The 21,856-nt window shown below is 61.4% G+C and carries 17 protein-coding genes; 5 read left to right on the top strand and 12 right to left on the bottom strand.

The genetic code is table 11. The features are described from left to right. Positions 1-93: 93 nt before the first annotated feature. The 3 genes from B0919_RS10445 (at position 94) to B0919_RS10435 (ending at position 5,807) form a co-directional block, all read left to right on the top strand. Positions 94-3,279, top strand: a complete 3,186-nt coding sequence (locus tag B0919_RS10445; protein WP_078012198.1) for a SusC/RagA family TonB-linked outer membrane protein — start codon at positions 94-96, stop codon at positions 3,277-3,279. 21 nt (positions 3,280-3,300) lie between these two features. Further along, a complete protein-coding gene (locus B0919_RS10440; protein WP_078012197.1) occupies positions 3,301-5,046 on the top strand; it encodes a RagB/SusD family nutrient uptake outer membrane protein in 1,746 nt (581 codons plus the stop codon). A 212-nt stretch (positions 5,047-5,258) separates the two neighbouring features. Further along, a complete protein-coding gene (locus B0919_RS10435; protein ID WP_176132986.1) occupies positions 5,259-5,807 on the top strand; it encodes an energy transducer TonB in 549 nt (182 codons plus the stop codon). Between the two features lie 89 nt (positions 5,808-5,896). On the opposite strand, the gene porQ is transcribed toward B0919_RS10435, so the two are convergent. Both porQ and lon read right to left on the bottom strand, forming a co-directional pair. Further along, positions 5,897-6,937, bottom strand: a complete 1,041-nt coding sequence (porQ, locus tag B0919_RS10430; protein ID WP_254846540.1) for a type IX secretion system protein PorQ — start codon at positions 6,935-6,937, stop codon at positions 5,897-5,899. 188 nt (positions 6,938-7,125) lie between these two features. Then, positions 7,126-9,588: an endopeptidase La gene (gene lon, locus B0919_RS10425; RefSeq protein WP_078012271.1), complete on the bottom strand. Its 2,463-nt coding sequence runs from the start codon at positions 9,586-9,588 to the stop codon at positions 7,126-7,128. 308 nt (positions 9,589-9,896) lie between these two features. Between lon and B0919_RS10420 the strand changes: the two genes are divergently transcribed. Next, a complete protein-coding gene (locus B0919_RS10420; RefSeq protein WP_078012194.1) occupies positions 9,897-11,903 on the top strand; it encodes an OmpA family protein in 2,007 nt (668 codons plus the stop codon). Positions 11,904-12,058: 155 nt separating this feature from the next. On the opposite strand, the gene B0919_RS10415 is transcribed toward B0919_RS10420, so the two are convergent. The 10 genes from B0919_RS10415 to B0919_RS10370 all read right to left on the bottom strand — a co-directional run bounded on the left by B0919_RS10415 (position 12,059) and on the right by B0919_RS10370 (position 21,254). Continuing rightward, entirely contained in the window at positions 12,059-12,556 is a 498-nt protein-coding gene (locus B0919_RS10415; RefSeq protein WP_078012193.1) for a DUF6702 family protein, read from the bottom strand. Positions 12,557-12,655: 99 nt separating this feature from the next. Next, positions 12,656-13,972 (bottom strand): RIP metalloprotease RseP, encoded by a 1,317-nt coding sequence (rseP, locus tag B0919_RS10410; RefSeq protein WP_078012192.1) that lies wholly within the window; start codon positions 13,970-13,972, stop codon positions 12,656-12,658. Between the two features lie 173 nt (positions 13,973-14,145). Then, entirely contained in the window at positions 14,146-15,312 is a 1,167-nt protein-coding gene (locus tag B0919_RS10405; protein ID WP_078012191.1) for a 1-deoxy-D-xylulose-5-phosphate reductoisomerase, read from the bottom strand. Positions 15,313-15,576: 264 nt separating this feature from the next. Beyond that, positions 15,577-16,026, bottom strand: coding sequence for a 3-oxoacyl-ACP synthase (locus B0919_RS10400; protein ID WP_317043891.1), 450 nt, complete (start codon positions 16,024-16,026; stop codon positions 15,577-15,579). Positions 16,027-16,486: 460 nt separating this feature from the next. Further along, positions 16,487-16,927 carry a hypothetical protein gene (locus tag B0919_RS10390; protein WP_078012188.1) on the bottom strand — a complete coding sequence of 147 codons (441 nt, stop codon included), beginning with the start codon at positions 16,925-16,927 and terminating at the stop codon, positions 16,487-16,489. Between the two features lie 11 nt (positions 16,928-16,938). Then, positions 16,939-17,664, bottom strand: coding sequence for a slipin family protein (locus B0919_RS10385; protein ID WP_078012187.1), 726 nt, complete (start codon positions 17,662-17,664; stop codon positions 16,939-16,941). Between the two features lie 320 nt (positions 17,665-17,984). Then, complete coding sequence (locus B0919_RS10380; RefSeq protein WP_139362049.1) at positions 17,985-18,497, bottom strand: hypothetical protein; 513 nt, start codon at positions 18,495-18,497, stop codon at positions 17,985-17,987. A 155-nt stretch (positions 18,498-18,652) separates the two neighbouring features. Beyond that, the gene (locus B0919_RS24710; protein WP_139362048.1) at positions 18,653-19,093 is read right to left on the bottom strand and encodes a hypothetical protein; all 441 of its coding nucleotides are present in this window, start codon (positions 19,091-19,093) and stop codon (positions 18,653-18,655) included. A gap of 18 nt (positions 19,094-19,111) precedes the next feature. Next, positions 19,112-20,605 (bottom strand): GH3 auxin-responsive promoter family protein, encoded by a 1,494-nt coding sequence (locus tag B0919_RS10375; protein ID WP_078012185.1) that lies wholly within the window; start codon positions 20,603-20,605, stop codon positions 19,112-19,114. Between the two features lie 58 nt (positions 20,606-20,663). Beyond that, positions 20,664-21,254: a hypothetical protein gene (locus tag B0919_RS10370; protein ID WP_078012184.1), complete on the bottom strand. Its 591-nt coding sequence runs from the start codon at positions 21,252-21,254 to the stop codon at positions 20,664-20,666. A gap of 108 nt (positions 21,255-21,362) precedes the next feature. Between B0919_RS10370 and B0919_RS10365 the strand changes: the two genes are divergently transcribed. Beyond that, the gene (locus B0919_RS10365; RefSeq protein WP_078012183.1) at positions 21,363-21,794 is read left to right on the top strand and encodes an OsmC family peroxiredoxin; all 432 of its coding nucleotides are present in this window, start codon (positions 21,363-21,365) and stop codon (positions 21,792-21,794) included. Positions 21,795-21,856 lie beyond the last annotated feature (62 nt).

Below are 21,856 nucleotides of genomic sequence, written 5' to 3'. Positions count from 1 at the left end.
AAAATACAGCTCAATATATAGAACTAATAATCAGATGATTCTAAAAATAGTTTAATGGTAGGCCATTGCTAGACAAGGCAATATCCTATCACCATGATAAGATCATATAACAGAACGAACAGATGTTACAATGAAGCAACTGGGCAAATAGGGACTTTTGACGAATTGTATTCTAACAGAATACGACGGAAAACTTACCAACTTCTACTCTTTTACATGAGGCGTCATTTACTCCCCATTGTGTTGCTGTCTTGCGTAGCTACGGCTTCGCACGCTCAGTCCCGTACCCAAACACGTGTCATCTCCGGACTGGTCGTCTCAGCTGACAGCAAGGAGCCTATAGCGGGGGCAACGGTGATACTAAAGGGCACCACTATCGGCAACACCACCAATGCCGATGGCAAGTTTATTCTGAACGTGCCGAGTAATGAGCCGGCAACGATAGTGGTAAGCTTCCTGGGCTACCGGCCCGAGGAGCTTACGGTTGGAAATGGCCAGAACGTCGTCCAGATTCAGCTGGAAGAAAACATTGCGGCGCTGAACGACGTGGTTGTTATCGGTTTCGGCGCCGTCAAGAAGCGTGACGTAACGGGCTCGGTGCATTCCGTCAAGGCCGAGGAAATCGTGCAGACGCCGACCCACAACGCCTTGGAAGCGCTGCAAGGCCGCGTGCCCGGCGCCGACATCGTGCGTAACTCAGGCGCGGCCGGTGCCAACTCGTCCATTACCATCCGCGGCAACCGCTCCATCAATAGCGCGGGCTCGAGCATCGACAAGAACAGCCCGCTGGTGATTATCGACGGTTTCCAGGGAGGCAATATCAACGACCTGAACCCCAACGATATCGAGAGCATCGAGATATTGAAGGATGCTTCCGCCACGGCTATCTACGGGGCGCAGGGTGGCAACGGGGTCATTATCGTGACGACCAAGCGCGGCGTGGCCAACAAAGTGCACGTGGACTATAACGGGTACTACGGGGTCAACGATTACCAGTTTCCAGAGTCCCGCATCGGCGATTCCTACCTGGCCCTGCGCCGCGAAGCCTACCGCACGGTGGGCCAGTGGAGCAGCCCGGCCGACGATGCCCGCCTGTTCCCGGCTCCGGGCGAGTACGACGCGGTGCAGAACGGACAGTGGGTAAACTGGGTAGACCAGGTGAAGCACCGCGGCGTCCAGCAAAGCCACGCCGTGTCGTTGCGCGGGGGTACCGAAACCACCAAGATTTTTGCCTCCACCGGCTATTTCCGGGAAGAAGGCATGTTGGCCAACAACAACTTCAACCGCTACAACGCCCGTCTGAATGTTGACCAGTCCATCAGCAAGGTGTTTAAGGCCGGGTTGCTGAGCCAGGTAACGTACTACAAGCAGGACGACCGGCGCGACCCGCTGAGCGTGGCGACGTCCATCAGCCCGCTGGGCGTGCCCTACGACGAAAATGGCCGCGTCAACACCTTCCCGATTATTACCGATCAGACGCGCATCAGCCCGCTGGCCGATGAGGCTGGTCCGAACGTGGCCCGCAACAACACGATTCGCACCAACATCATTGCCAACGGCTACCTGGAAGCCAAGCCGCTGCGCGGCCTGACCCTGCGCACCAACTTTGGCTCCAACCTGGACTTCCGTCGCCAGGGCATCTTCAACGACCGTTTGTCGCTGGCCCAGAACGGGACGGGTCTTTCGGTGGCCTCGACGCAGAATACCTTCAGCCGCTTCATCAACTGGGACAACATCCTGACCTACGTACAGGAGTTTGGCAAGAGCACCGTCACGCTGACGGGCATTACCAACTACATCCGTAGCGACGTCGACAACACCTACGCCGGCGGTCAGAACCAGCTGCTTGCCTCGCAGCTGTTTTACGACCTGAACTCGAGCAGCACTTCCGGCCGCACATTTGCCTCGCCGAGCACGCTACCCTACGTGGGCTCGAAAAACATGGCGTACGCCGCGCGCGCCAACTACAACTACGCCGGCAAGTACCTGCTGACGCTGACCGGCCGCTACGACGGCTCTTCGCGCCTGGCCAGCGGCAACAAGTGGGACTTCTTCCCCTCCATTGCCGCCGCCTGGAACATCGGCGACGAGGACTTCCTGCGCAACAGCCGCAAGCTCACCCAGCTGAAGCTGCGCACCAGCTACGGCGTAACCGGCAACTACGCCATTGCGCCCTACGGCACGCAGAGCGTGCTGGCCGCCTCGCCGCGCATGAGCTTCGGCGAGGTACCGGCTCAGATGTACCAGTTCTCCCCCACTGTGGGCAACCCCAATCTGGGCTGGGAAAAATCGGCGACGCTGAACCTGGGCCTGGACCTGGGCTTCTTCGACAACCGCCTGATGGCGACGATCGACGCCTACGACACGCGCACTTCCGACATTCTGCTGCTGCGCCCGCTGCCGCAGTCGACGGGTGTGTCGCAGATCTACGAGAACATCGGGGCCACGCGCAACCGCGGCATCGAGCTGTCCATCACCTCGCAGAACTTTTCGACGGAGAATTTTAGCTGGTCGACCACGCTCACCTTTACCCGCAACAAAGAGGAAATCACCGAACTGCTCGACGGCCGCAACATCATTGGCTCGGAGCAGAACTCGCTGCTGCTGGGTTACCCCATCAACTCGTTCTACAGCTACACGAAGCAGGGTATCTGGCAGGCCAACGAAGCCGACGAGGCTGCCAAGTACAAGACGGGCACTTACACCTTCCAGCCCGGCGACATCAAACTGGCTGACCTGAACGGGGACTTCGTGCTCGACGCGGCCAACGACCAGTCCTACATCGGCTCGGCGGTGCCCAAGTTTGTAATGGGCCTGCAGAATACGGTGAAATACCGCGGCTTCGACCTGAACGTGTTTGCCATGGCCCGCTACGGCCAGATGATCAACGCGCGCTTCCTGGGTCGCTACAACCCCAGCGGCACCGGCAACGGTCCGGCCAATCTGGAGTACTGGACCCCCGAAAACCCGACCAACGACTTTCCGCGCCCGCGCAAGGATGCTGGCCTGAACTCGTACTCCGGCTACTTCGGCTACCAGGCGCTGAACTTCGTCGACGGCTCTTATTTCAAGATCCGCACGATGACCCTGGGCTACACCCTGCCCAAATCCATCGGCAGCAAGGCCCTGCTGCAGAACGCACGCCTTTACGTGACGGCGACCAACCTGCTCATTCTCACCAAGAGCCACCTGCTCGACAACTACGACCCGGAGCGCGGCGGCGACGAATCGACCCCGCTGAGCCGGCAGGTGCTGGTAGGCCTGAACCTTTCCTTCTAACGACTTCCCTCTGAAACGATAATGAACTTTACTTCACCGAAGTTGCTGGGCCGCGTGGCCCTGATGGCCGGGGCCCTGGGCCTGGCTGCCTGCAACGACCTGGACGAATACAACCCCTCCAACGCCACCGCCGAAAGCGTGTGGACGACGCCGGAAGGCTTCGTCACGGTGGTCAACGCGGCGTACTCCGAGCAGCGCACTTGGTACGGCCACGAAGACGGCATCATGATGAGCGAAGTCGGGACGGACCTGTGGTTCAACCGCGACAAGAACACCTACGCCATGCAGCTGACGCAGTACCAGGGCCTCAACTCTGGTGCCGGCAACCCTAACCGCATCTGGGCGCAGCTGTGGAAGGCCATCAACCTCTGCAACGCGGGCATCAACCGTATCAACCAGGCGGGCTTCACCAACGCCAATACGCGCAACCAGCGCGAAGGGGAACTGCGCTTTCTGCGCGCTTTCTACTACTGGCACATCGTGGAAACCTGGGGCGGCGTGATGCTGCGCACCGAGGAAACCCAAGCCCCCATCACGACGGCGGTACGCAGCTCGGTACCCGAGTTCTACAACCTGATCATCAACGACCTGCAGTTCGCGGCCAATAACCTGCCTGTGAGCTGGGGCAACGAGTATAGCCGGGCTACCAAGAAGGCCGCTATGGGCTTTCTGGCCCGCGCTTACCTCTCGCGCGCTTACTACAGCAGCGGCTCGGAAGCCCAGCAGTACTTCACCCTGGCCCGCAACGCGGCCAACGAGGTAATCCGCAACAAGGCGACGCTGCTTACCGACCTGCGCGCCAACTACGCCGACCTCTGGGCCCAGGCCAACAACAAAACCCTGGGCCGCGACGGCGGCGAGGGCCTGTACGTGGTCAGCTTTTCCACCAACCCGGGCTTGAACTACAGCGACAACGGCACCCGCCTGTTTCACGTGTTTCAGGCCCCTTACAACGGCAAGCCGGGCCTGGAATCGAGCGTGGCCTATGGCTATGAGAGCAGCCGTCGCCTGATGCCCACCCGCACCCTGCTGGACCTGTACGACCAGACCCGCGACAACCGCTACGACGGCTCTTTCCAGGAAGTGTGGCTGGCCAACCGGACGACGCCCTACACCTGGACCGCCGCCGACGCCAACACCTACCAGAAGGACCCTAGCATCGTGGGGCGGCAGATTCGCCAGGGTGATACGGCCATGGTGGTGACCAAGCGCGCCATCCCGAATAAGCGGCTGAAACCTTACGTGGTGTACGACCGCGACGACGTGTACAACGCCAACGGCACCATCAAAACCGGGCTGAACTACGTCAACCTGAAGAAATTCTGGGACACCAGCCGCTCAGCGGCCAACGTGCAGAACGGCACCAACGACATCGTGGTGATGCGCCTGGCGGAAATGTATCTGATTGCGGCCGAAGCCGAAAACCAGCTGGGCAACAACGCCGCTGCCGCCGACCTGGTCAACGTGCTGCGCGTGCGTGCGGCCAAGAAGACGCCGGTTGACTACTCGCAGGCCATGCGCGTAACGGCCGCCGACATCACGCCCGACTTCATTCTGGACGAGCGGGCCCGGGAGTTTGCCGGCGAATACATCCGCTGGTTTGATGTGAAGCGCATGAAGAACAACCAGAATTTCGCCAGCTACATCAAGGCGCGCAACCCCGACATTACGCAGGTGCAGGAATTCCACCGGCTTCGGCCCATCCGCCAGGAAGAGCTGAATGCCCTGCAGAACGCCGGGGAATTTGGCCAGAACCCCGGTTACTAAGCGCACTACCCCGCCGCCCGCCGGGCGCCGACAGGTGGTTGTAGCATCTCACAACGCTGCTTTCCTGCCCCCGCCGACGTTATTGTCGGTGGGGGCAACCAGCAAGCCTGCGGGCGCCTCGCGGCTGAAGTCCCTACTAGCAGCTTCCGCTGCAGCCGCTGCATTCCCCTATGCGTCTACTTATACCCCTGCTCTTTGGCGCCTGCTGTTGCGTGCCCCTCACCCAAATGCGCGCCCAAGGCCGCGTCCGCCAGACCGACCTCGACAGCGGCCGCATTGAAAAAGGCCACCGACTCGGGCCGTGGTCGTTTTATGCCCAGACGGCCAGCGGCCGCACCGTGCTGGTTCAGCGCTACGACTACGACCGTAAAAAGCTACTCTACTACCGCAAACCGGAGGACCACCCCTACCGCATCCAACTCAACGGCGAATGGCAAATGGCCAGCCTCGACAGACCTCCGCTGTACGTGGGGGGCGAAGCCGTCCTGGCCACTTATATCCGCCAGCTGACTTACCCTGACCAAGCGCGCGAACGAAACGTGCAGGGACGCGTGATAGTCCGCTTTGTGATTGATACGCTCGGCGTCGCGTCGGACCACCAGGTCCTGACGGGCATCGGGGCCGGCTGCGACGAAGAGGCCCTGCGCACGGCCCGCGCCATTCCCCACGAGTGGATTCCGGGGCGCAAGGGCGGCCGGGCCGTACCGGTGCAATACGAGTTGCCCTTCGTGTTTCGCATAGTGACAACCACGCCTAACTAGCGTGGCTTGCTCACCGCTCAACCACCAACAAGCCCCGCCCAGATAGCTGAGCGGGGCTTGTTTGCGTTGGTGCCAAAGCGTTCTGCCGTTTAGTTTTTCTTCCCGAACATCTCGTGCACGTTGCGGGCCAGCGTGATGTAGTTGGCACCACCCGACCCGTGGTACAGGGCGCGGGTGTACTCGAACTGATAAGCCCCGAGGCGCAGCATAGCCCCGAATGACAGCCCCGCCCCGCCGGACGTATTATCCAGACGCAGCTCGCGGCGGCGCAGGTGGTTGTAGGCCACGCGCAGGTTGAGGCTTTTGCCCAGCATCAGCTCGCCACCGATGACAAAGTGCCGCGCAATCTGGTCGCCGATAGTTTTCTTGGGCGCTTTCGCGTTGCCGTCGAGGCTCTGGTTGCGGCGCTGCAGGGTATCGAGGTACACTATATCGAACTGTTGCAGGTGGTGGGCCGTGATGCTGAAGCGCACCGGCATGTGCTCGGGCTTGATGGTGGTACCGATCTGCACATCGAGGGGCAGCGGCTCCCGGTCGCTGCCCGGAAACGGCTTGATCTGGTAGCCGAGGTTCTTCACGGCCAGCCCCACGGTAAAGTCCTTCTCCGGGTGCTTGAACACGCTGCCCACGTCGGTGAGCAGGGCCATGGAATGCTCCCCGGCAATGCCTGCCACCGCAAAACGAGCCGTAGCGCCCATGGTGAAGTTGCCGTAAGTCTGCGCGTTGCTGATGTTCAGGTGGTAGTCGTTCACCGAGAACTGCCCCATAGGGTTGCCGGCGGGGTCGTACATGTCGAAGTCGCCGTAGCTGAGGTACGACAGGCCGAAGCCCCAGCGGCCCAGCTTCTCCGAATTGCGCACGTACGCGGCCGTGCTCTGTTTGATGCCGCCGAGGTAGCCGCCGTAGCTCAGGGCCAGGCGCCCGTCCATATCTGCGTTGAGCAGGGCCGGGTTGGCGAAGAGCATGCCCGGGTCGTTGTCGCGCACCGATACGCTCACGCCGCCGACGCCCGCCAGCTTGGCCGTGGGCGGCAGGTTCAGCGAGGAAAATACGCTTTGCCCACCGATCTGGGCATGCGCAGCCGTAGCGCCCAGTAGCAGGGCCGGGCCAATCAACAAAGCACGAGACAAGCGGCGTACAGGTAGAATCATTGAAGCTAAGATACAACAGGAAGATGCGGCCTTAACGCGGCGGAGCCACTTTTATGATTGCGGGCGGGTTAAGTTTTCGAGCCGGTAAGGCACGGCTGCTACCGGCACAAAAAACCGCCCGAACTGGCAGTGCCAATCCGGGCGGTTCTGGATTTTATCGTCGGCGCTTACTGCACCTCCACCTCGTGGGCCGGGGCGGGCACCGGCTGATCCTCGCGCACCGTCAGCTTGAGCGGCTTTTTCACCAGCTCATCCAGCAACGCTACCTGCAGCACGTCGTCCACGCGGTCGGCGTAGTGAATGGTGAGGTCCTTCAGGTATTCAGCCGAAATTTCCTGGATGTCCTTGCGGTTTTTGTGGCTCAGGATGATGTCCCTGATGCCGGCACGCTTGGCGGCCAGCACTTTCTCCTTGATGCCGCCCACCGGCAGTACCTTGCCGCGCAGGGTGATTTCACCGGTCATGGCCAGGTGCGAACGAATTTTGCGCTGCGTAAACACCGAGGCAATGCTGGTGAAGATGGCAATGCCCGCGCTCGGCCCGTCCTTGGGCACGGCGCCCTCGGGAAAGTGAATGTGCAGGTCGTACTGGTCGAAGAGGCGGTAATCGATGCCCAGCTCCTCGGCGCGGCTGCGCAGGTAGCTCAGGGCCGTAATGGCCGATTCCTTCATCACGTCGCCGAGCTGGCCCGACAGCGTGAGCTTGCCCCGGCCGCGGCTCAGCAGGCTTTCGATAAACAGGATGTCGCCGCCCACCGAGGTCCAGGCCAGGCCCGTTACCACACCGGCGGTGTCGTTGTCCTGGTACAGGTCGCGGTCGAAGATGGCCGCGCCAAGGATTCTGGTCACGTCCTCGGGCTCCAGCTTGGCCGGGAAGGCCTCGTTCATGGCCTTGTGCTTGGCGATGTTGCGCGCCACAGCCCCTAGCTTGCGCTCCAGGCTACGCACGCCCGATTCGCGGGTATAGTCGTCGATGACGCGCTGCACGGCGCTGGTGCTGATGCTCACGTCCTTGCTGGTGAGGCCGTGTTCGGTCACCTGCTTGGGCCACAGGTGCTTTTTGGCAATCTGCGTTTTCTCTTCCAGCGTGTAGCCCGTCAAATCGATGATTTCCATCCGGTCGCGCAGAGCGGGGTGGATGGAATCCAGCGAATTGGCCGTAGCAATAAAGAGCACGCGCGAGAGGTCGTACTCCACTTCCAGGTAGTTGTCGGTAAAGGTGGAGTTCTGCTCGGGGTCCAGCACTTCCAGCAGGGCCGCTTGCGGGTCGCCGCGGAAGTCGGAGCTGAGCTTGTCCACCTCGTCCAGAATCATCACCGGGTTGGAGGCGCCGGCCTTTTTGATCTGCGAAACGATGCGGCCGGGCATGGCGCCCACGTAGGTTTTGCGGTGCCCGCGGATTTCGGCCTCGTCGCGCACGCCACCCAGCGAGAGGCGCACGTACTTGCGGCCCAGCGCCGTGGCAATGGAGCGCCCAAGTGAGGTTTTGCCCACGCCGGGCGGGCCGTAGAGACACAGAATGGGCGCGCGCAGGTCCTGTTTCAGCTTGAGCACGGCCAGGTACTCCAGGATGCGCTCCTTCACCTTTTCCAGGCCGTAGTGGTCCTGATCGAGGATTTTGCGGGTGCGCTTCAGGTTGAAGTTGTCCTTGGTGTACTCACCCCAGGGCAGGTCCAGCAGAAACTCAGCATAATTCAGGCTGACCGGGTATTCGGCGGCCATGGGGCTCATGCGGCCCAGTTTGTCCAACTCCTTCTGGAAGTGCTTGGCTACCGTTTCGGGCCACTTTTTGTCCTTGGCGCGGGCGCGCAGCTTGTCCAGCTCGGCGTCGGGGCCGTCCTGGCCCAGCTCGTCTTGCAACACCTTGAGTTGCTGGCGCAGGAAATAGTCGCGCTGCTGCTGATCCAGATCGGTGTGGACCTTGCTCTGGATTTCGTGCTTGATTTCGAGCAGCTGAATTTCCTTCAGCAGCATTTCCAGCAGCTGGGTGCCGCGGGCCACACCCTCGTTGATTTCGAGCAGGCGTTGCTTCTGTCCTACCTCCACGTTGAGGTTGGAGGCCAGGAAGTGAATCAGGAAAGCCGGCGACTCGATGTTGTCCAGCGCCACCTGGGCTTCCTGCGGGATTTCTGGGTTCAGCTTGAGCATCTTGGTGGCCGCATCCTTCAGCGAGGCCACCAAGCCTTTTACTTCCTTGTTAGCCCGCAGCGGCATCAGCTCGGGCAGGTACTCCACGCGAGCCGTGTAATAGGGCGTGCTCTGCACCAGCTCGGCCACGCGGAAGCGCTGCTGGCCCTGAATGATGATGGTAGTGTTGCCATCGGGCAGCTCCAGCAGCTTCAGAATGCGGGCCATGGTGCCCACCTCGTAGAGGTCGGCCGGGGTCGGGTCTTCGGCGTTGCTGTTTTTTTGCGCGATGACGCCCACCAGCTTGTCGCCTTTGTACGCCTTGCGCACCAGGCGGATGCTCTTTTTGCGCGTAACCGTGACGGGCAGCACCACGCCGGGGAAGAGCACGGTGTTGCGCACGGGCAGAATGGGCAGCACTTCCGGCGTTGCGCCCAGCTCGGGGCTGGTCTGCTCGGGGTCGGCCGATACCACCTGCACCAGCTCGTCGGGGCCGTCGGTCATGAGCACCAGCCCGGCGGGCAAACGCGGATCAGATTTTTTTGGCATAGATACTACAGGGAGGCGGCAGCGCCAGAATGGCAGGCCATGACGGCCAGCGTGCGGTCCACCGAACGAAGATACCGGTTTGTCAAGTGCCGTGCCACGCTGCGAGGCAGCAAAAACAGCGGCGGTGGCCCGGTATGCCGCACGCCAAGGCGGCAGGCCGCTTTTGAACGGGCGCCAACGGATAAATTCGGGCCGCATCACCGAAAAGCTATATTTTTGGTGTCCTTGGCTTTCCCACGCCCGGTCCGTGCGCTGTTTCCTCTATGTCTCGTTCGATACGACTCCTTTTTTCGCTGCTTATTACCTGGCTTAGCCTGGCCAGCCCGGCGCTGGCGCAGAAAACGTCTCCTTATCAGCAACGCGCCCTCAAGGGCAAAATTACCCGCCAGCTGCGCGTGCGCCCCGACGCCACGCCGGACTTCGTCAACGTCAACCGCATCCCCTACTTCCAGGACAAAAAACAGCTGCGCGAAATTGCCAAGGCCGAAAAACGCAAGAACTGGACGGCCGCCCGCAACCTGCTGGAAAAGTACGTGGCGCAGTTCGGCATCGAGAACTTTTACAAGGACAACATGATGCTCTGGCGCCTGGGGCAGCTGTTTGAGCGCGCCGGTAACGAGGACAAGGCCAAGGCATACTACCGCCTTGCTCTGAAGCACTACCGCCAGGACGTCACCAAAATTCAGCTGTACTACGACTCGCTGGAGCAGAAGGACGCCGACTTGTACGTGCCGCTGAAGACGTACTACGACATTGTGGAGTACCGGAAGAACATTGCCACCTTCCGGCCGCCCAAGGGCGTGTACACCAACATGGGCGCGGGCATCAACTCCGACGTGGAGGACTACGGCCCGAGCTACAACGACGACTCGCAGCAGCTGATTTTCTCCTCCAAGCGCAAGCGCCGCGGCCTGCACAACGTGGTGGACGAGGAGCTGTACATGGCCAAGCGCGAGGGCGAAACCTGGACCGATGCCACGCCCCTGCCCAAGCCCATCAGCTCGCCCTACAACGAAGGCTCGGCCTGCCTCACCAAGGACGGCAGCACCATGTACTTCTCGCGCTGCGAGTGCCCCACCTGCCACGGCAACTGCGACCTGTTCGTAACCAAGTTCAAGAACGGGCAGTGGACGGTACCGCAGAGCCTGGGCATGGCCGTCAACTCCACCAGCTGGGACTCGCAGCCCACTTTGTCGCGCACCGAGGACACCTTGTACTTCGCCTCGGACCGCATCGGCGGCTTCGGGCTGTCGGATATCTGGTTTACCTACAAGCTCAAGAACGGGCAGTGGGCCAAGGCGCAGAACATGGGACCCATCATCAACACCCGCGAAAGTGAGGTGAGCCCCTTCTACCACCCGCTCTACAACGTGCTGTATTTCAGCTCGCGCGGGCAGCTGCTGAACTTCGGCGACTTCGACATCTACAAGGCCTACCGCGTGCAGGGCCGCTGGCAGGAACCCATCAACATCGGCCCGCTGGTAAACGGCAAGGGCTCGGAGTATTACTTCACTATCGACGCGGACTCCAAGAACCTGTACTACGCCCGCTCGGAGGAAAAGCAGCTCAAGAACCTCGACCTCTACTCCTTCCCACTGCCGATGGAGGCCCAGCCGCTGGCTACCACCCACGTGGAAGGCTCGCTGATTGACTCCGTCACGCAAAAGCCGCTCAATGGCATCGTGAGCATCATCGACGTGGACAACGGCATCGAGGTAGCCTCGAAGTACGTGCGCCCCGACGGCACTTTCGACTTCGACCTCATCGACGGCTCGAAGTACGTGATGCTGATTCAGAGCCCGGATTACTTCACGGTAGAGAAAAAATTTGATCTGAAGGCCGACACGGTGATGAAGCTGATGACTACCAGCATCGACTACAACATCCCGCTCATCTTCAAAAACATCGAATTCGACGCGGGCAAGGCCAACATCCGCCAGGAAATGCACGCGACGCTGGACCGCATCGTGGTATTCATGGTGGACCACCCCGAGACCAAGCTGCGCATTGCCGGCCACACCGATGCCGTGGGCGACCCGGACGTGAACGAGAAACTCTCGCAGGACCGCGCCGACGCCATCCGGAAGTACATCGAAACCAAGGGCAAGCTCAAACCCAACCGCATCGAAAGCCGCGGCTACGGCAGCACTGTGCCGCTGAAGGAAGAAGTGACCGAGGAAGACATGCGCACCAACCGCCGCGTGGAGTTTCGCCTGATCAAGCCCGACTCGGAGCAGAAACCGGTGAAGGACGTCGGCGGGTGGAACTAGCTGGCTTGGCTGGCGGCAGCACCGGCCCTAACAGAAAAACAGCACCGCCCGAAACCAGTAACTCAGGTTTCGGGCGGTGCTGTTTTCGGCTGCTGCCAGTTGGGCCGCGAGAGGACCGATTACCTCGTCATTCCTCCTCGTAATGACAGCCCGTGCTACCAGCTCAACTGCTGCTCCTCGTTGCCGTCGCGGAACAGGGCGCTTTGCTTTTTGCCGCCGGCATCCAGGTTCACGATGTTCATCTGGTCGGAAAACTGGTCCATGAGCAGGCGGTGGCGCATGGTCAGGCCCTGCACCGGCCGCGGCAGCTTCACGCTGAAGTACAGCCAGTAGGCGTCCTTTTCCTGCTGCAGGCCAAGGTAATTCAGCGGCAGTACCTCGCCGGGCTTGGTGCCGATGACGACGGTGCGGCGCAGGTAGCCGGCCAGCATGGGCGTAAGCTGGGCAGCCGGCGTTTCGGCAATGCTCACGTGCCGCGGCTGCCCATTGGAGAGCACCGCTTCCATATCATCGGTAAAGACTTTCAGGGCTACTTCCAACTGTTGGGTTTTGGCGTTCAGGCGCGCCTCCATGATGCTGGCGTGGTAGGCGTGAGCGGCGGCGGTAAGAGCGACAAGCAGCAGTGCGGCTGCAAAAACAAGGAAACGGCGCATGGGGAGGGGTACTACCGGAGGACAACACCGGCTTAGAAAAAGTAATGCCATCTTCCGGGCAGAAGATGGCATTACGTGACACTCAGCACGCGGCCCGCGCTAGCGCATGGCCTTCATGATGGGGTTGATGACGAGGATGAACACCATCAGCGACAGAATCAGGACCATGCCCACCTTCTGCGCGTTTTCCAGGAATTTGTCGGAGGGCTTGCGGCCCGACAGCATTTCGTAGGTCAGGAACATCACGTGGCCGCCGTCGAGGGCCGGGATGGGCAGCAGGTTCATGAAGGCCAGCACCATGGAGAGCATGCCCGTCATGCGCCAGAACCAGGGCCAGTCCCAGGTCGAGCCGTACTGCTGGGCAATTTCGATGGGGCCGCCCAGCGACTCCGACGCCGACGCCTGGCGCTTCAGGATTTTGCCAAAGGCCTTGGCCTGGGTGGTGATGATGCCGAACGCCTGCTTGGTGCCCTCGGGGAAGCTTTCCACCAGGCTGTAGTCGCGGGTTTCGAGCTTCAGCAGCGGCTCCTGCTCCAGGCCTACTTTGCCGCTTTCGCTCACTGCCACCTGCAGGGGCAGCACCTGCGAGCCGCGCTGCACCTGAATGGGGGCCGTTTTGCCGGCGTACTTCAGCAGGGCAGCCTGCAGCTCGTCGAAGAACTGAATGGGCGTGTCGCCGATGCGCACAATCCGGTCGTTGGCTTGGATGCCGGCCTTGGAGGCATTGTTGCCGGGCACCACGCGCTTCACCTTGAAGGGCATGCGCGGGGCCACGAACAGGGCTTTGTCCTGGTCCGACAGCTCGTTCATGATGGTTACGGGCACCGGAATGTCTACCAGCTGGCCGTTGCGCTCCACGGTGTAGTAGCTGGCACTGCCCAGCACCACGTCGGGCGCGTACACGTCGTTGAACCGCTCGAAGGGGCGGCCGTTGATTTTCACAATCTTGTCGCCGGTGCGGAAGCCGATTTTCTGGCCCAGCTCATTCGGAATCACGCCGAACCGCTCGGCCTCGCGGGCCGGCACGTAGGTTTCGCCGTAGGCGTAGAGCAGCAGGGAGAAGATGATGATGCCCGTGAGCACGTTGACGATGATACCACCGAGCATCACGATGAGGCGCTGCCAGGCCGGCTTGGCCCGGAACTCGTAGGGCTGGGGCGGGCCGCTCAGCGCGTCGGTGTCTAGCGACTCGTCGACCATGCCGGTAATCTTGACGAAGCCGCCCAGCGGCACGGCCCCGATCATGTACTCGGTTTCGCCGATCTGCTTGCCGAAAATCTTGGGCGGAAAGCCGATGGAGAACTTCTCCACCCGCATCCCGAACCACTTGGCCGAAATCATGTGCCCGGCCTCGTGCACGCCCACCAGGATGGAGAGGCCCAGCAGCAGCTGGCCGACCATTACCAGAATATCCATTCGTTACTTAGTTGTCAGTTGGGTTGTAGTGTCATCCTGAGGCGGGAGCCGAAGGACCTTATCACGTTAGATAGCAATTACCCAACGCCAGTCGTTCCAGCTTGAGAAGGTCCTTGACTACGTCGACCTTCGCTTCGCTGTGCTCAGGATGACAACGAAGCCTTGATACAAATTCATTTTACCAACTCCGCAGCTACCCGGCGGGTTTCCGCATCGGTTTGCACGTAGTCGTCGAGCGAGGGTTCGGCAAGGTACGAAACCCGGCTGAGGCAATTCTCGACCACTTCGGGCAGCTGCAGAAAGCCGATCTGCTCGCGTAGAAAAGCGGCCACCGCAATTTCGTTGGCCGCGTTGAGCACGCAGGGCGCGTTGCCGCCGCGGCGCATGGCTTCGAAGGCCAGCGGCAGGTTGCGGAAAGTGTCGCCGTCTGGCTTTTCGAACGTCAGCGTGGGGTAATCGAGGAAGCTGAAGCGCGGGAAGTCGTTGGGCAGGCGCTCGGGGTAGCCCAGCGCGTACTGGATGGGCAGCTTCATGTCGGGCAGGCCGAGCTGGGCCTTCAGGGAGCCGTCACGGAACTGCACCAGGGAGTGAATGATGCTCTGCGGGTGCACCACCACCTCAATCTGGTCATCTGTCAGCCCAAACAGCCACTTGGCCTCAATGACTTCGAGGCCCTTATTCATCAGGGAGGCCGAGTCGATGGTGATTTTGGCGCCCATTTCCCAGTTGGGGTGCTTCAGGGCCTGCGCCCTCGTCACTTGGGCCAGTTCCTGCACGGAGCGGCCGCGGAAGGGTCCGCCTGAGGCCGTCAGGATGATTTTCTCTACTGCATCGGGCTCCTCCCCTACCAGGCACTGGAAAATGGCGGAGTGCTCGGAGTCGACGGGGTAAATGGCCGAACCGGACTGCCGGGCCAGCGTGGTGACGAGCTGCCCAGCCACCACCAGCGTTTCCTTATTGGCCAGGGCAATGGCTTTGCCGGCCTTCAGGGCCGCAATGGTTGGCAGCAGCCCGGCGTAGCCCACCAGCGCGGTCAGCACCATGTCCACGTCGGGGCGGGCGGCGGCTTCGGCCAGGGCCGCGGCGCCCGCCATGACGGTGGTTTCGGGCTGACCAGCCAGGGCCGCTTTCACGCCCGCGTACTGGGCCTCGTCGCCGATGACCACCACGGCGGGCCGGAACTCGCGGGCCTGCATCACCAGCAAATCGGCGCTGCGCTGGGCGGTGAGCACCGCCACGCGGAAACGGCCGGGGTGGGCGCGTACCACGTCCAGCGTTTGGGTGCCGATGGAGCCGGTGGAGCCCAGCAGGGCCAGGGAGCGAGCAGGAGAAGGAGTCATACGGGAAAGGCGTCGGCGGCTCGACGCAGCAGGTCGGGTAACAAAGGTAAGAGGCTTCGGGCGAGGCAACACGCCGCCGGCCCGCAAACCGGCGCCCGCGGCGTCGGCGCGCTCCTACCGGGGCATCCTGAATTGTAGCGCAGCTGGTAGGGTTCCTACCACGGCCTATCGAAGTGAAAACATCCCGGTAGGGTCCCTACCGCCTCGTATGTGCCTGAATAGCTCGCGGTAGGGTTTGCCACGCCAGGGCTTCCATTCACCGCTTCAGGCCACGGCTTCTATCCGAACCGGCTTACCGTTGAACGTAGCCGACTCGCCGGCGCGCTTGCCGCTCAGTGCCTGCGCCACCGGCGCCGCGGCCGATACAGCGAAGTAATCCACGCCGTCGACCGTGAGCTTGCCGGCGCTGATGCTGACGTAAAACCGCCCCATGCTGGTGGTGACCAGCGCGCCCGGCCGCACGGCGTCGCAGTCCCGAGCCGGGTCGATGCGCTGCAGCTCGCCGAGCAGCTGCTTGGCTTCGTGGAGCTGCACGGCGTTTCGGTCCCGCTCGTTCTGGGCCATGGCGCGGCCGGTTTCGTACTTGTCGCCGGCGCTGCTCTTGGTTTCGGAGTTGGCCGATTCCTGCGCGGCGTTGATGGCGGCCTGGCAAGTAGCCATGCGCTGCTCAACGAAGGTGAGGCAGAGGGCGTGGAGTTGGAGTTTAGCAGACATTGGCATTGGAACAGGGCAGATCAAAAGGACTGTATAATCATACTTAGTCCTCCCACAAGCGTAGCAACTGCAAGCAGCAAGGAGACAGTGCTTCCCTCTTGCAAGCCTTGGCGGTAATACAGTATTTCCTTATAACGGATAACCTCTACTGGTTGTCCTATCGAAAAAGGTTGTCCTGGGCGTTGCGCGTATTTTAACCGTTCCAGCTTCACGTCGCCGTGCTCATCCGTGTATTCCACGTATGGGTATTCCAGCCAGTCCCACGATCCAGCCACGCGCACGTACTCTTCGCGATAGAAGCGCACTACGGCTTCGGCATGGAAGCCCAACTGTTCTATTCTAGCCTGCTCCCGAAGCCCATTCTTCCAGCCTAGATAGAGTAAGCAGGCCAGTCCAAGCAAACATAACCCTCCGAAAAAACCCACCTACAAAACCTGAATTAAAGCCCAACAAAGCTATACTATGATAATAAAGCTTGCTGCACCGTGCGCAGCCAGCCTTCGTCCTCCGGCCGCACCACTATCACCCGAAACCCGTGCCGCTCGCCTTCCAGCCGCACGCCCGGCGAGTCATCCACCAGCACGTCAATGCCGAAGGTTGGCGGGTGCTTGGAGCAGCTAACGCGTACTTCCCGCTCGTGCCGGCTTTGGTTGACCACGCCCCCGAGTCGAATGCCGTGCAGCCTGAACAGCCGGCGAATGTAGCCCGCTGAGCGGTATGAGGTGGTATACACCCACACCTCCCAGCCCTGGCGCTGGCAATGCCGCAGCAGCTCTACCGTGCCGCTACGCAGGCTTTCGTAGCCGAGCAGCCGGGCCAACCACCCCAGGCGCGGCCTTTCCAGCGCAAACGGGTGTGCCGAGCGAATAAGGGTATTATCTAAGTCGAAGGCAATGCGCATGGGCAAGCCAGTTACGGCTTCAGCGGCTGCGGAAACTCCCCCACCAGGAAAGTGTGCTTGCCCTTCTCGGCAATCTTGGTGATGGTTTCGAGGAACTGGAAGAACCGCAGGTTGTCGTCGCCCTTCATCAGCTCGGAGGCGTTTTTGAGGGCGCGGGCCGTGGCCACGGCGGTACGGGCGTTTTCCAGGTCGGCCTTGGCGCGGATTTTCGCTTCGAGGTGGCGGGCGAAGAGGTCCTGAATGTTCTTGGGGAAGGTCAGGTCGCGCAGCTGGGCTTCTTCGATGACGACGCCCAGCGGGGCCACGGCCGCGGCCAGCACCTCGCTGCGCAGGTCGGTCAGCTCGGCGCGGCGCTCGTTCAGCTCCTCGCTCTCATACTGCACGATGCGGTTGCGGATGCTGCTCTGGGCCGCGTTGTGGATGCGCTGCTCTACCTCGGCCAGCAAAGCGGGCACGGGGCGGTTCAGCTCCAGCTGGCTGAGCAGCTGGCGGCCATCGTGGATGCGGTAGAGCAAACTGAAGGAAAAGCGCAGGGCCACGTTGTCACGGGTCAGCACTTCCTGATTCGTGACGGTGAGCAGGCGCGGCACGGTGGGCAGAGCCAGCAGCTCGGTGCGGCGGCGCAGGTCCAGCACTTCGTGGCGGCCGGGCGGCAGCTGCCGTTCCAGCACGCTGTCGCGAAATAAGTATCCCTCCTGGTTGGGGCGGACGTGGTAGGTGCGGGTGAATAGGCCCATGCGGCGGCAAAAAATACGTTAGCGAATAGCCGATAAGGGCGAAAAGCCCGCCGACCGAGGGAAACCCGCTTCAGCCGCGGCCAGAGCTGCGGCGGTATCCGCGGGTTTGCAGGCTCGGGCGCCGTTTGGACCGCAAGGGCCCGGCTTTTCACCCTTTCTCACAGCATGTTCAGTGCTTATGCCCTTGTGGGGCGGCAACCAGCGCTGCGGGGAATCGAACCTCTCCGAACCTGCTCCGCAATACCCCGCTTCGGGTGCAGATTCGGTAAGATGAAACGGGTGGCGGTTGGCGGCAAGTTACAGCATTGGCGCGGCAGAGTTTACCGGTCGGCGCCGGGTTCGGGTTCCTCCTTTTCCTCATCAAAGCCAGTTAGCTCAGCGTGCAGGGCCAGCAGTTGCTCCTCACGGAAGCCGTCGGCGGTACTGAGAGTGAGCGTGCGGCCGAGGCCGGGGTTGGAGATGCGCAGCTCATATAAGGGCTGATTGCCCAGCAGCCCGCCGGCTTTGCGCAGCTCGTTTACGCTCACTTCGGCCAGCGGCCAGGTGACCTGATGCCTGGTCAGGCGCTGGTAATAAGTCAGGCTCACCTGCTCGTCGGTCAAGGTCAGGCTTTGCGTGTGGCGGTCCAGCCCCAGGGCCAGCAGCCCCAGCACGGCCACACCCACGGCCGGCCCGCTGTAGCCCTGCACCGCCGCCCACGCGCACACGCCCGCGCCGAGCAGCACCAGCGGCACCTCGCGCAGCAGGTGCTGGCGGTAGCTGCGGGGGTTGTCAATGCGCTGGCTCGGCATCTGGCGGGCGTCGGTGGAGAAACTAGTATCTGTTTTTATCATGCCTTGTTCGGCAGTGGCAATCTATTACTCATAGCTGTGAGCTAAGACCCAGAATCGCCTAAGTTCAATAACTGCACAGCAGTTAGTTAGCCAACGTTCATTTTCTATCACAGGCGCAGGCCCTACACACCAAGAACGATAACCTCTGAACAGCTTTAGTCCTTGGGTTTTGCTTTTAACAGCTGAATTTCTGATTCAACTTTAGTGATTCTATTGGTATTGGAATCTGTTTTGATGAGGTTCATTATGAACGTTGATATTGTTATAGATGCCGCTACTATTATTCCGAATATCTGCATCCATCTCAGCAGATTGGCTTTTCCCTTCTCGTCTCCTTCAGCAAGCAGCTTCTTCTGTAAATAAGCGCTAGCTCCTTCGGGCGAACATCGGATAATGTATGGTTTGTGGCCTCTATCGATTGAAACCATCCCTCGTTCCAACAGAAGATATGCAGCTTGCACCACCTCATCTTCTGTCATTCCAGTTGAGTTTGCTATTTCACTCACATTAGGGAAGTCATTAATACTTGGAACATTATAGACTTGATCTAGTACGCGATGCTGACGAACGAAAACAGGCGGTATCAAAAATCTCATGTGGTCATTTATCTAAAGTTAAATACCCAACAGCCCGTCGGCCAGCTTCCGGTCGTTGCTGAGCCGCGGCACTTTGTTTTGCCCGCCCAGCTTGCCCTGGCTGCGCATGTAGCGTTGAAAGGCCCCGGCCGGCAGCGGCGTGAGCAGCAGCGGAGCCAGAATGTTGCCGGCGAGCAGGTCGTCGTAGTACACATTGCGGCGGCGCAGGCCGGCATCCAGCGCGGCCGCGAAGGCGGCCGCGTCGCGGGGCGGTTGGGCAAACTCCACCAGCCACTCGTGCCGTGAGGGCTCGGCTCCGGCTTCGCTCACGCGCGGGGCCACGGTGAATTCCACTACTTCGGCCTCCGGAAACTGCTGCAGCGCCTCGCGTAAGGTCTGCTCCACTTCCTCGCCGATGACGTGCTCCCCGAAGGCCGACAGAAAGTGCTTGATGCGGCCGGATACCACTACCCGGTGCGGGCGCAAGCTCACGAAGCGTACGGTGTCGCCCACGGAGTAGCCCCAAAGCCCCGCGTTGGAGCTGACGACGAGGGCGTAGTTGCGGTCCAGCTCCACTTCGGCCAGGGTCAGGCGCGGCGGGTTGGGCTCGAAGAACTGCTCGGCTGGGATGAACTCGTAATAAATGCCCGCGTCGGCCAGCAGCAGCAGGCCGGGGTTGTCGGGCTGGTCCTGAAAGGCGAAGAAGCCCTCCGAGGCCGGAAACAGCTCCACCGTATCCACCGCCCGCCCGATGCTCTCGAACAGCTTGCGCCGGTACGGCTCGAAGTTGACGCCGCCGTACACGAACAGCTGAAACGCCGGAAATACCTCCCCCACCGGCCGGCCGGTGCGCTGGGTGATGCGGTCGAAGTACATCTGCACCCAAGGCGGAATGCCCGAAATCAGCGTCATGCGCTGGTCAAGCGTCTCGTCCACCACCCGGTCCAGCTTCTGCTCCCAGTCCTCGATGATGTTGGTGGCGTAACTCGGCAGCTGGTTGCGGCGCAGGTAGGCTGGCACGTGGTGGTTGCTGATACCCGACAACCGCCCGGTCTTGATGCCACCGACTTCCTCCAGCTCCGGGGAGCCCGACAAGAACATCAGCCGACCGTCGAGAAACTGCGGCTTGCCCGAGTAATGCACGTAGTGCAGCAGCGCATCCTTGGCCCCGTTGATGTGGTTGCTGATGCTGTCCTTGGTAATCGGGATGTACTTCGTGCCGGAAGTAGTGCCCGAGGTTTTGGCCAGGTACAGCGGCTTGCCGGGCCAGAGCACGCTGCCTTCGCCCTGCTTCACGCGCTCGAAGTACGGGCTGAGCGCTTCGTAGTCGCGCACCGGTACGCGCTGCTGAAATTCGCGGACGTTGCGGGCCGCGCCCAGCTGATGGTCGCGGCCGAAGGCGGTGGCGCGGCCGCGCTGCAGCAGCTCCTGCAGGATGCGCTGCTGGGCGAGTTCGGGGCGCGGCGTCCACTGCTGGTACTGGCGGACGGTATAGGCGGCGAGCGGGCGGCTCAGGAAAGACTTCAGGCCCATTCAGGGAGAGGGGTTGAGGGTAGGCAGGTGTCAGGGCAGTAAGTAAAAGTAGTTGGCCTTACGTCAATGGCTGCCGGTTAATCATGTGCCGCCAATAATGGGAAAGCTGCCCCCGGCCGGTGATGGTATTAGGGTCGACGTAAGCAGGTATGGCCTCGTAGCCGGGGCCCGAGTATTGCGAAAGCGCTGTCTTTTCGCGCAGAAACCTCGTCATAGCAGGACGCGGGCCGCCTTCCTCGCCCAGTGGCTGCAGCGCCTCTTCCCAGACCCAATTGGCGTAATGGGCCAACATCCAGTCGAACTCCGCGTCCAGTTGCTGGCGGGCTATGGCCGCGTCGAGGGCGTCGAACACCGTAGCGGCATCATCCGGCCGGGGCATGCCTATGCCCGAAAGCCAGTCCGGCTCGGTAAAGATGTACCAGCGCAGAAACACGGTCCGCTTCAGCACTTCCAGCCACACGGCCGGGTCGGTGGTGGCGCGCAACAGCCCCACGTACTGCTGATACACCTGCGTGTACTCGGCCGTGACGCGGGTATAAATGGCGTCGAAGGCTGGCCGTGAAGGCTCCGTTTGGGCGGCACTTATCTGAGCGTACAGCGCCATTTCCTGCGCCGCCAGCTCGTCCAGTACGCCTTGCTCCTTGCTCATGCCGCAAGAAACAGTATGTTCGGCAGACGTATTAGCTCAACGGCAAAAGGCCGGTTGAACCGAACACACGCATACCAATCACCCTTACTTCCAAACCTACCAAACCCCATGATCAACCAACGTGGCAACGCTGTCTGGAACGGCGACAGCAAAGGCAGCGGCGAAATCAGCACCCAGAGCGGGCTGGTGAAAGTGCCGTACTCCGTCGGGGCCCGCTTCAACGGCGAAAAGGGCAGCAACCCCGAGGAGCTGGTAGCGGCCGCGCACGCCGCCTGCTACACCATGTTTCTCGACGTGATTCTGACCAAGGACGGCAAGCAGGTGAAGCAGCTCCGCTCCGAGTCGAAAGTGACGCTGGACACCTCCGGCGACGTGCCGAAGGTGACCAAAATTGCGCTGACCACCGAAGGCGAAGTGGAAGGCATCACGCAGGAAGAGTTTCAGCGCTACGCCGAAACGGCCAAGGAAAACTGCCCCATTTCGGCCCTGCTCAAGGGCGGTGCCGAGCTGACGCTGGCCTCGGCCACGCTGAAATCGTAAGGCCCGCGGGCTCTGCGCGGCACGCCGCAGCCCGGAACCCCATCCGCGCTGCGGCGTTTTGC

The sequence above is a fragment of the Hymenobacter sp. CRA2 genome, from assembly GCF_002007105.1.
Classification (GTDB): Bacteria; Bacteroidota; Bacteroidia; order Cytophagales; family Hymenobacteraceae; genus Solirubrum.
This window is presented reverse-complemented; position numbering and strand designations above follow the sequence as displayed.

Excerpts from the sequence above, each read along its gene's own strand:
- B0919_RS10445 (WP_078012198.1), top strand. The coding sequence starts at position 94 with ATGATAAGATCATATAACAGAACGAACAGATGTTACAATGAAGCAACT.
- B0919_RS10440 (WP_078012197.1), top strand. The coding sequence starts at position 3,301 with ATGAACTTTACTTCACCGAAGTTGCTGGGCCGCGTGGCCCTGATGGCC.
- lon (WP_078012271.1), bottom strand. The coding sequence starts at position 9,588 with ATGACCGACGGCCCCGACGAGCTGGTGCAGGTGGTATCGGCCGACCCC.
- B0919_RS10420 (WP_078012194.1), top strand. The coding sequence starts at position 9,897 with ATGTCTCGTTCGATACGACTCCTTTTTTCGCTGCTTATTACCTGGCTT.
- B0919_RS10415 (WP_078012193.1), bottom strand. The coding sequence starts at position 12,556 with ATGCGCCGTTTCCTTGTTTTTGCAGCCGCACTGCTGCTTGTCGCTCTT.
- rseP (WP_078012192.1), bottom strand. The coding sequence starts at position 13,972 with ATGGATATTCTGGTAATGGTCGGCCAGCTGCTGCTGGGCCTCTCCATC.
- B0919_RS10405 (WP_078012191.1), bottom strand. The coding sequence starts at position 15,312 with ATGACTCCTTCTCCTGCTCGCTCCCTGGCCCTGCTGGGCTCCACCGGC.
- B0919_RS10400 (WP_317043891.1), bottom strand. The coding sequence starts at position 16,026 with ATGTCTGCTAAACTCCAACTCCACGCCCTCTGCCTCACCTTCGTTGAG.
- B0919_RS10390 (WP_078012188.1), bottom strand. The coding sequence starts at position 16,927 with ATGCGCATTGCCTTCGACTTAGATAATACCCTTATTCGCTCGGCACAC.
- B0919_RS10385 (WP_078012187.1), bottom strand. The coding sequence starts at position 17,664 with ATGGGCCTATTCACCCGCACCTACCACGTCCGCCCCAACCAGGAGGGA.
- B0919_RS10380 (WP_139362049.1), bottom strand. The coding sequence starts at position 18,497 with ATGATAAAAACAGATACTAGTTTCTCCACCGACGCCCGCCAGATGCCG.
- B0919_RS24710 (WP_139362048.1), bottom strand. The coding sequence starts at position 19,093 with ATGAGATTTTTGATACCGCCTGTTTTCGTTCGTCAGCATCGCGTACTA.
- B0919_RS10375 (WP_078012185.1), bottom strand. The coding sequence starts at position 20,605 with ATGGGCCTGAAGTCTTTCCTGAGCCGCCCGCTCGCCGCCTATACCGTC.
- B0919_RS10370 (WP_078012184.1), bottom strand. The coding sequence starts at position 21,254 with ATGAGCAAGGAGCAAGGCGTACTGGACGAGCTGGCGGCGCAGGAAATG.
- B0919_RS10365 (WP_078012183.1), top strand. The coding sequence starts at position 21,363 with ATGATCAACCAACGTGGCAACGCTGTCTGGAACGGCGACAGCAAAGGC.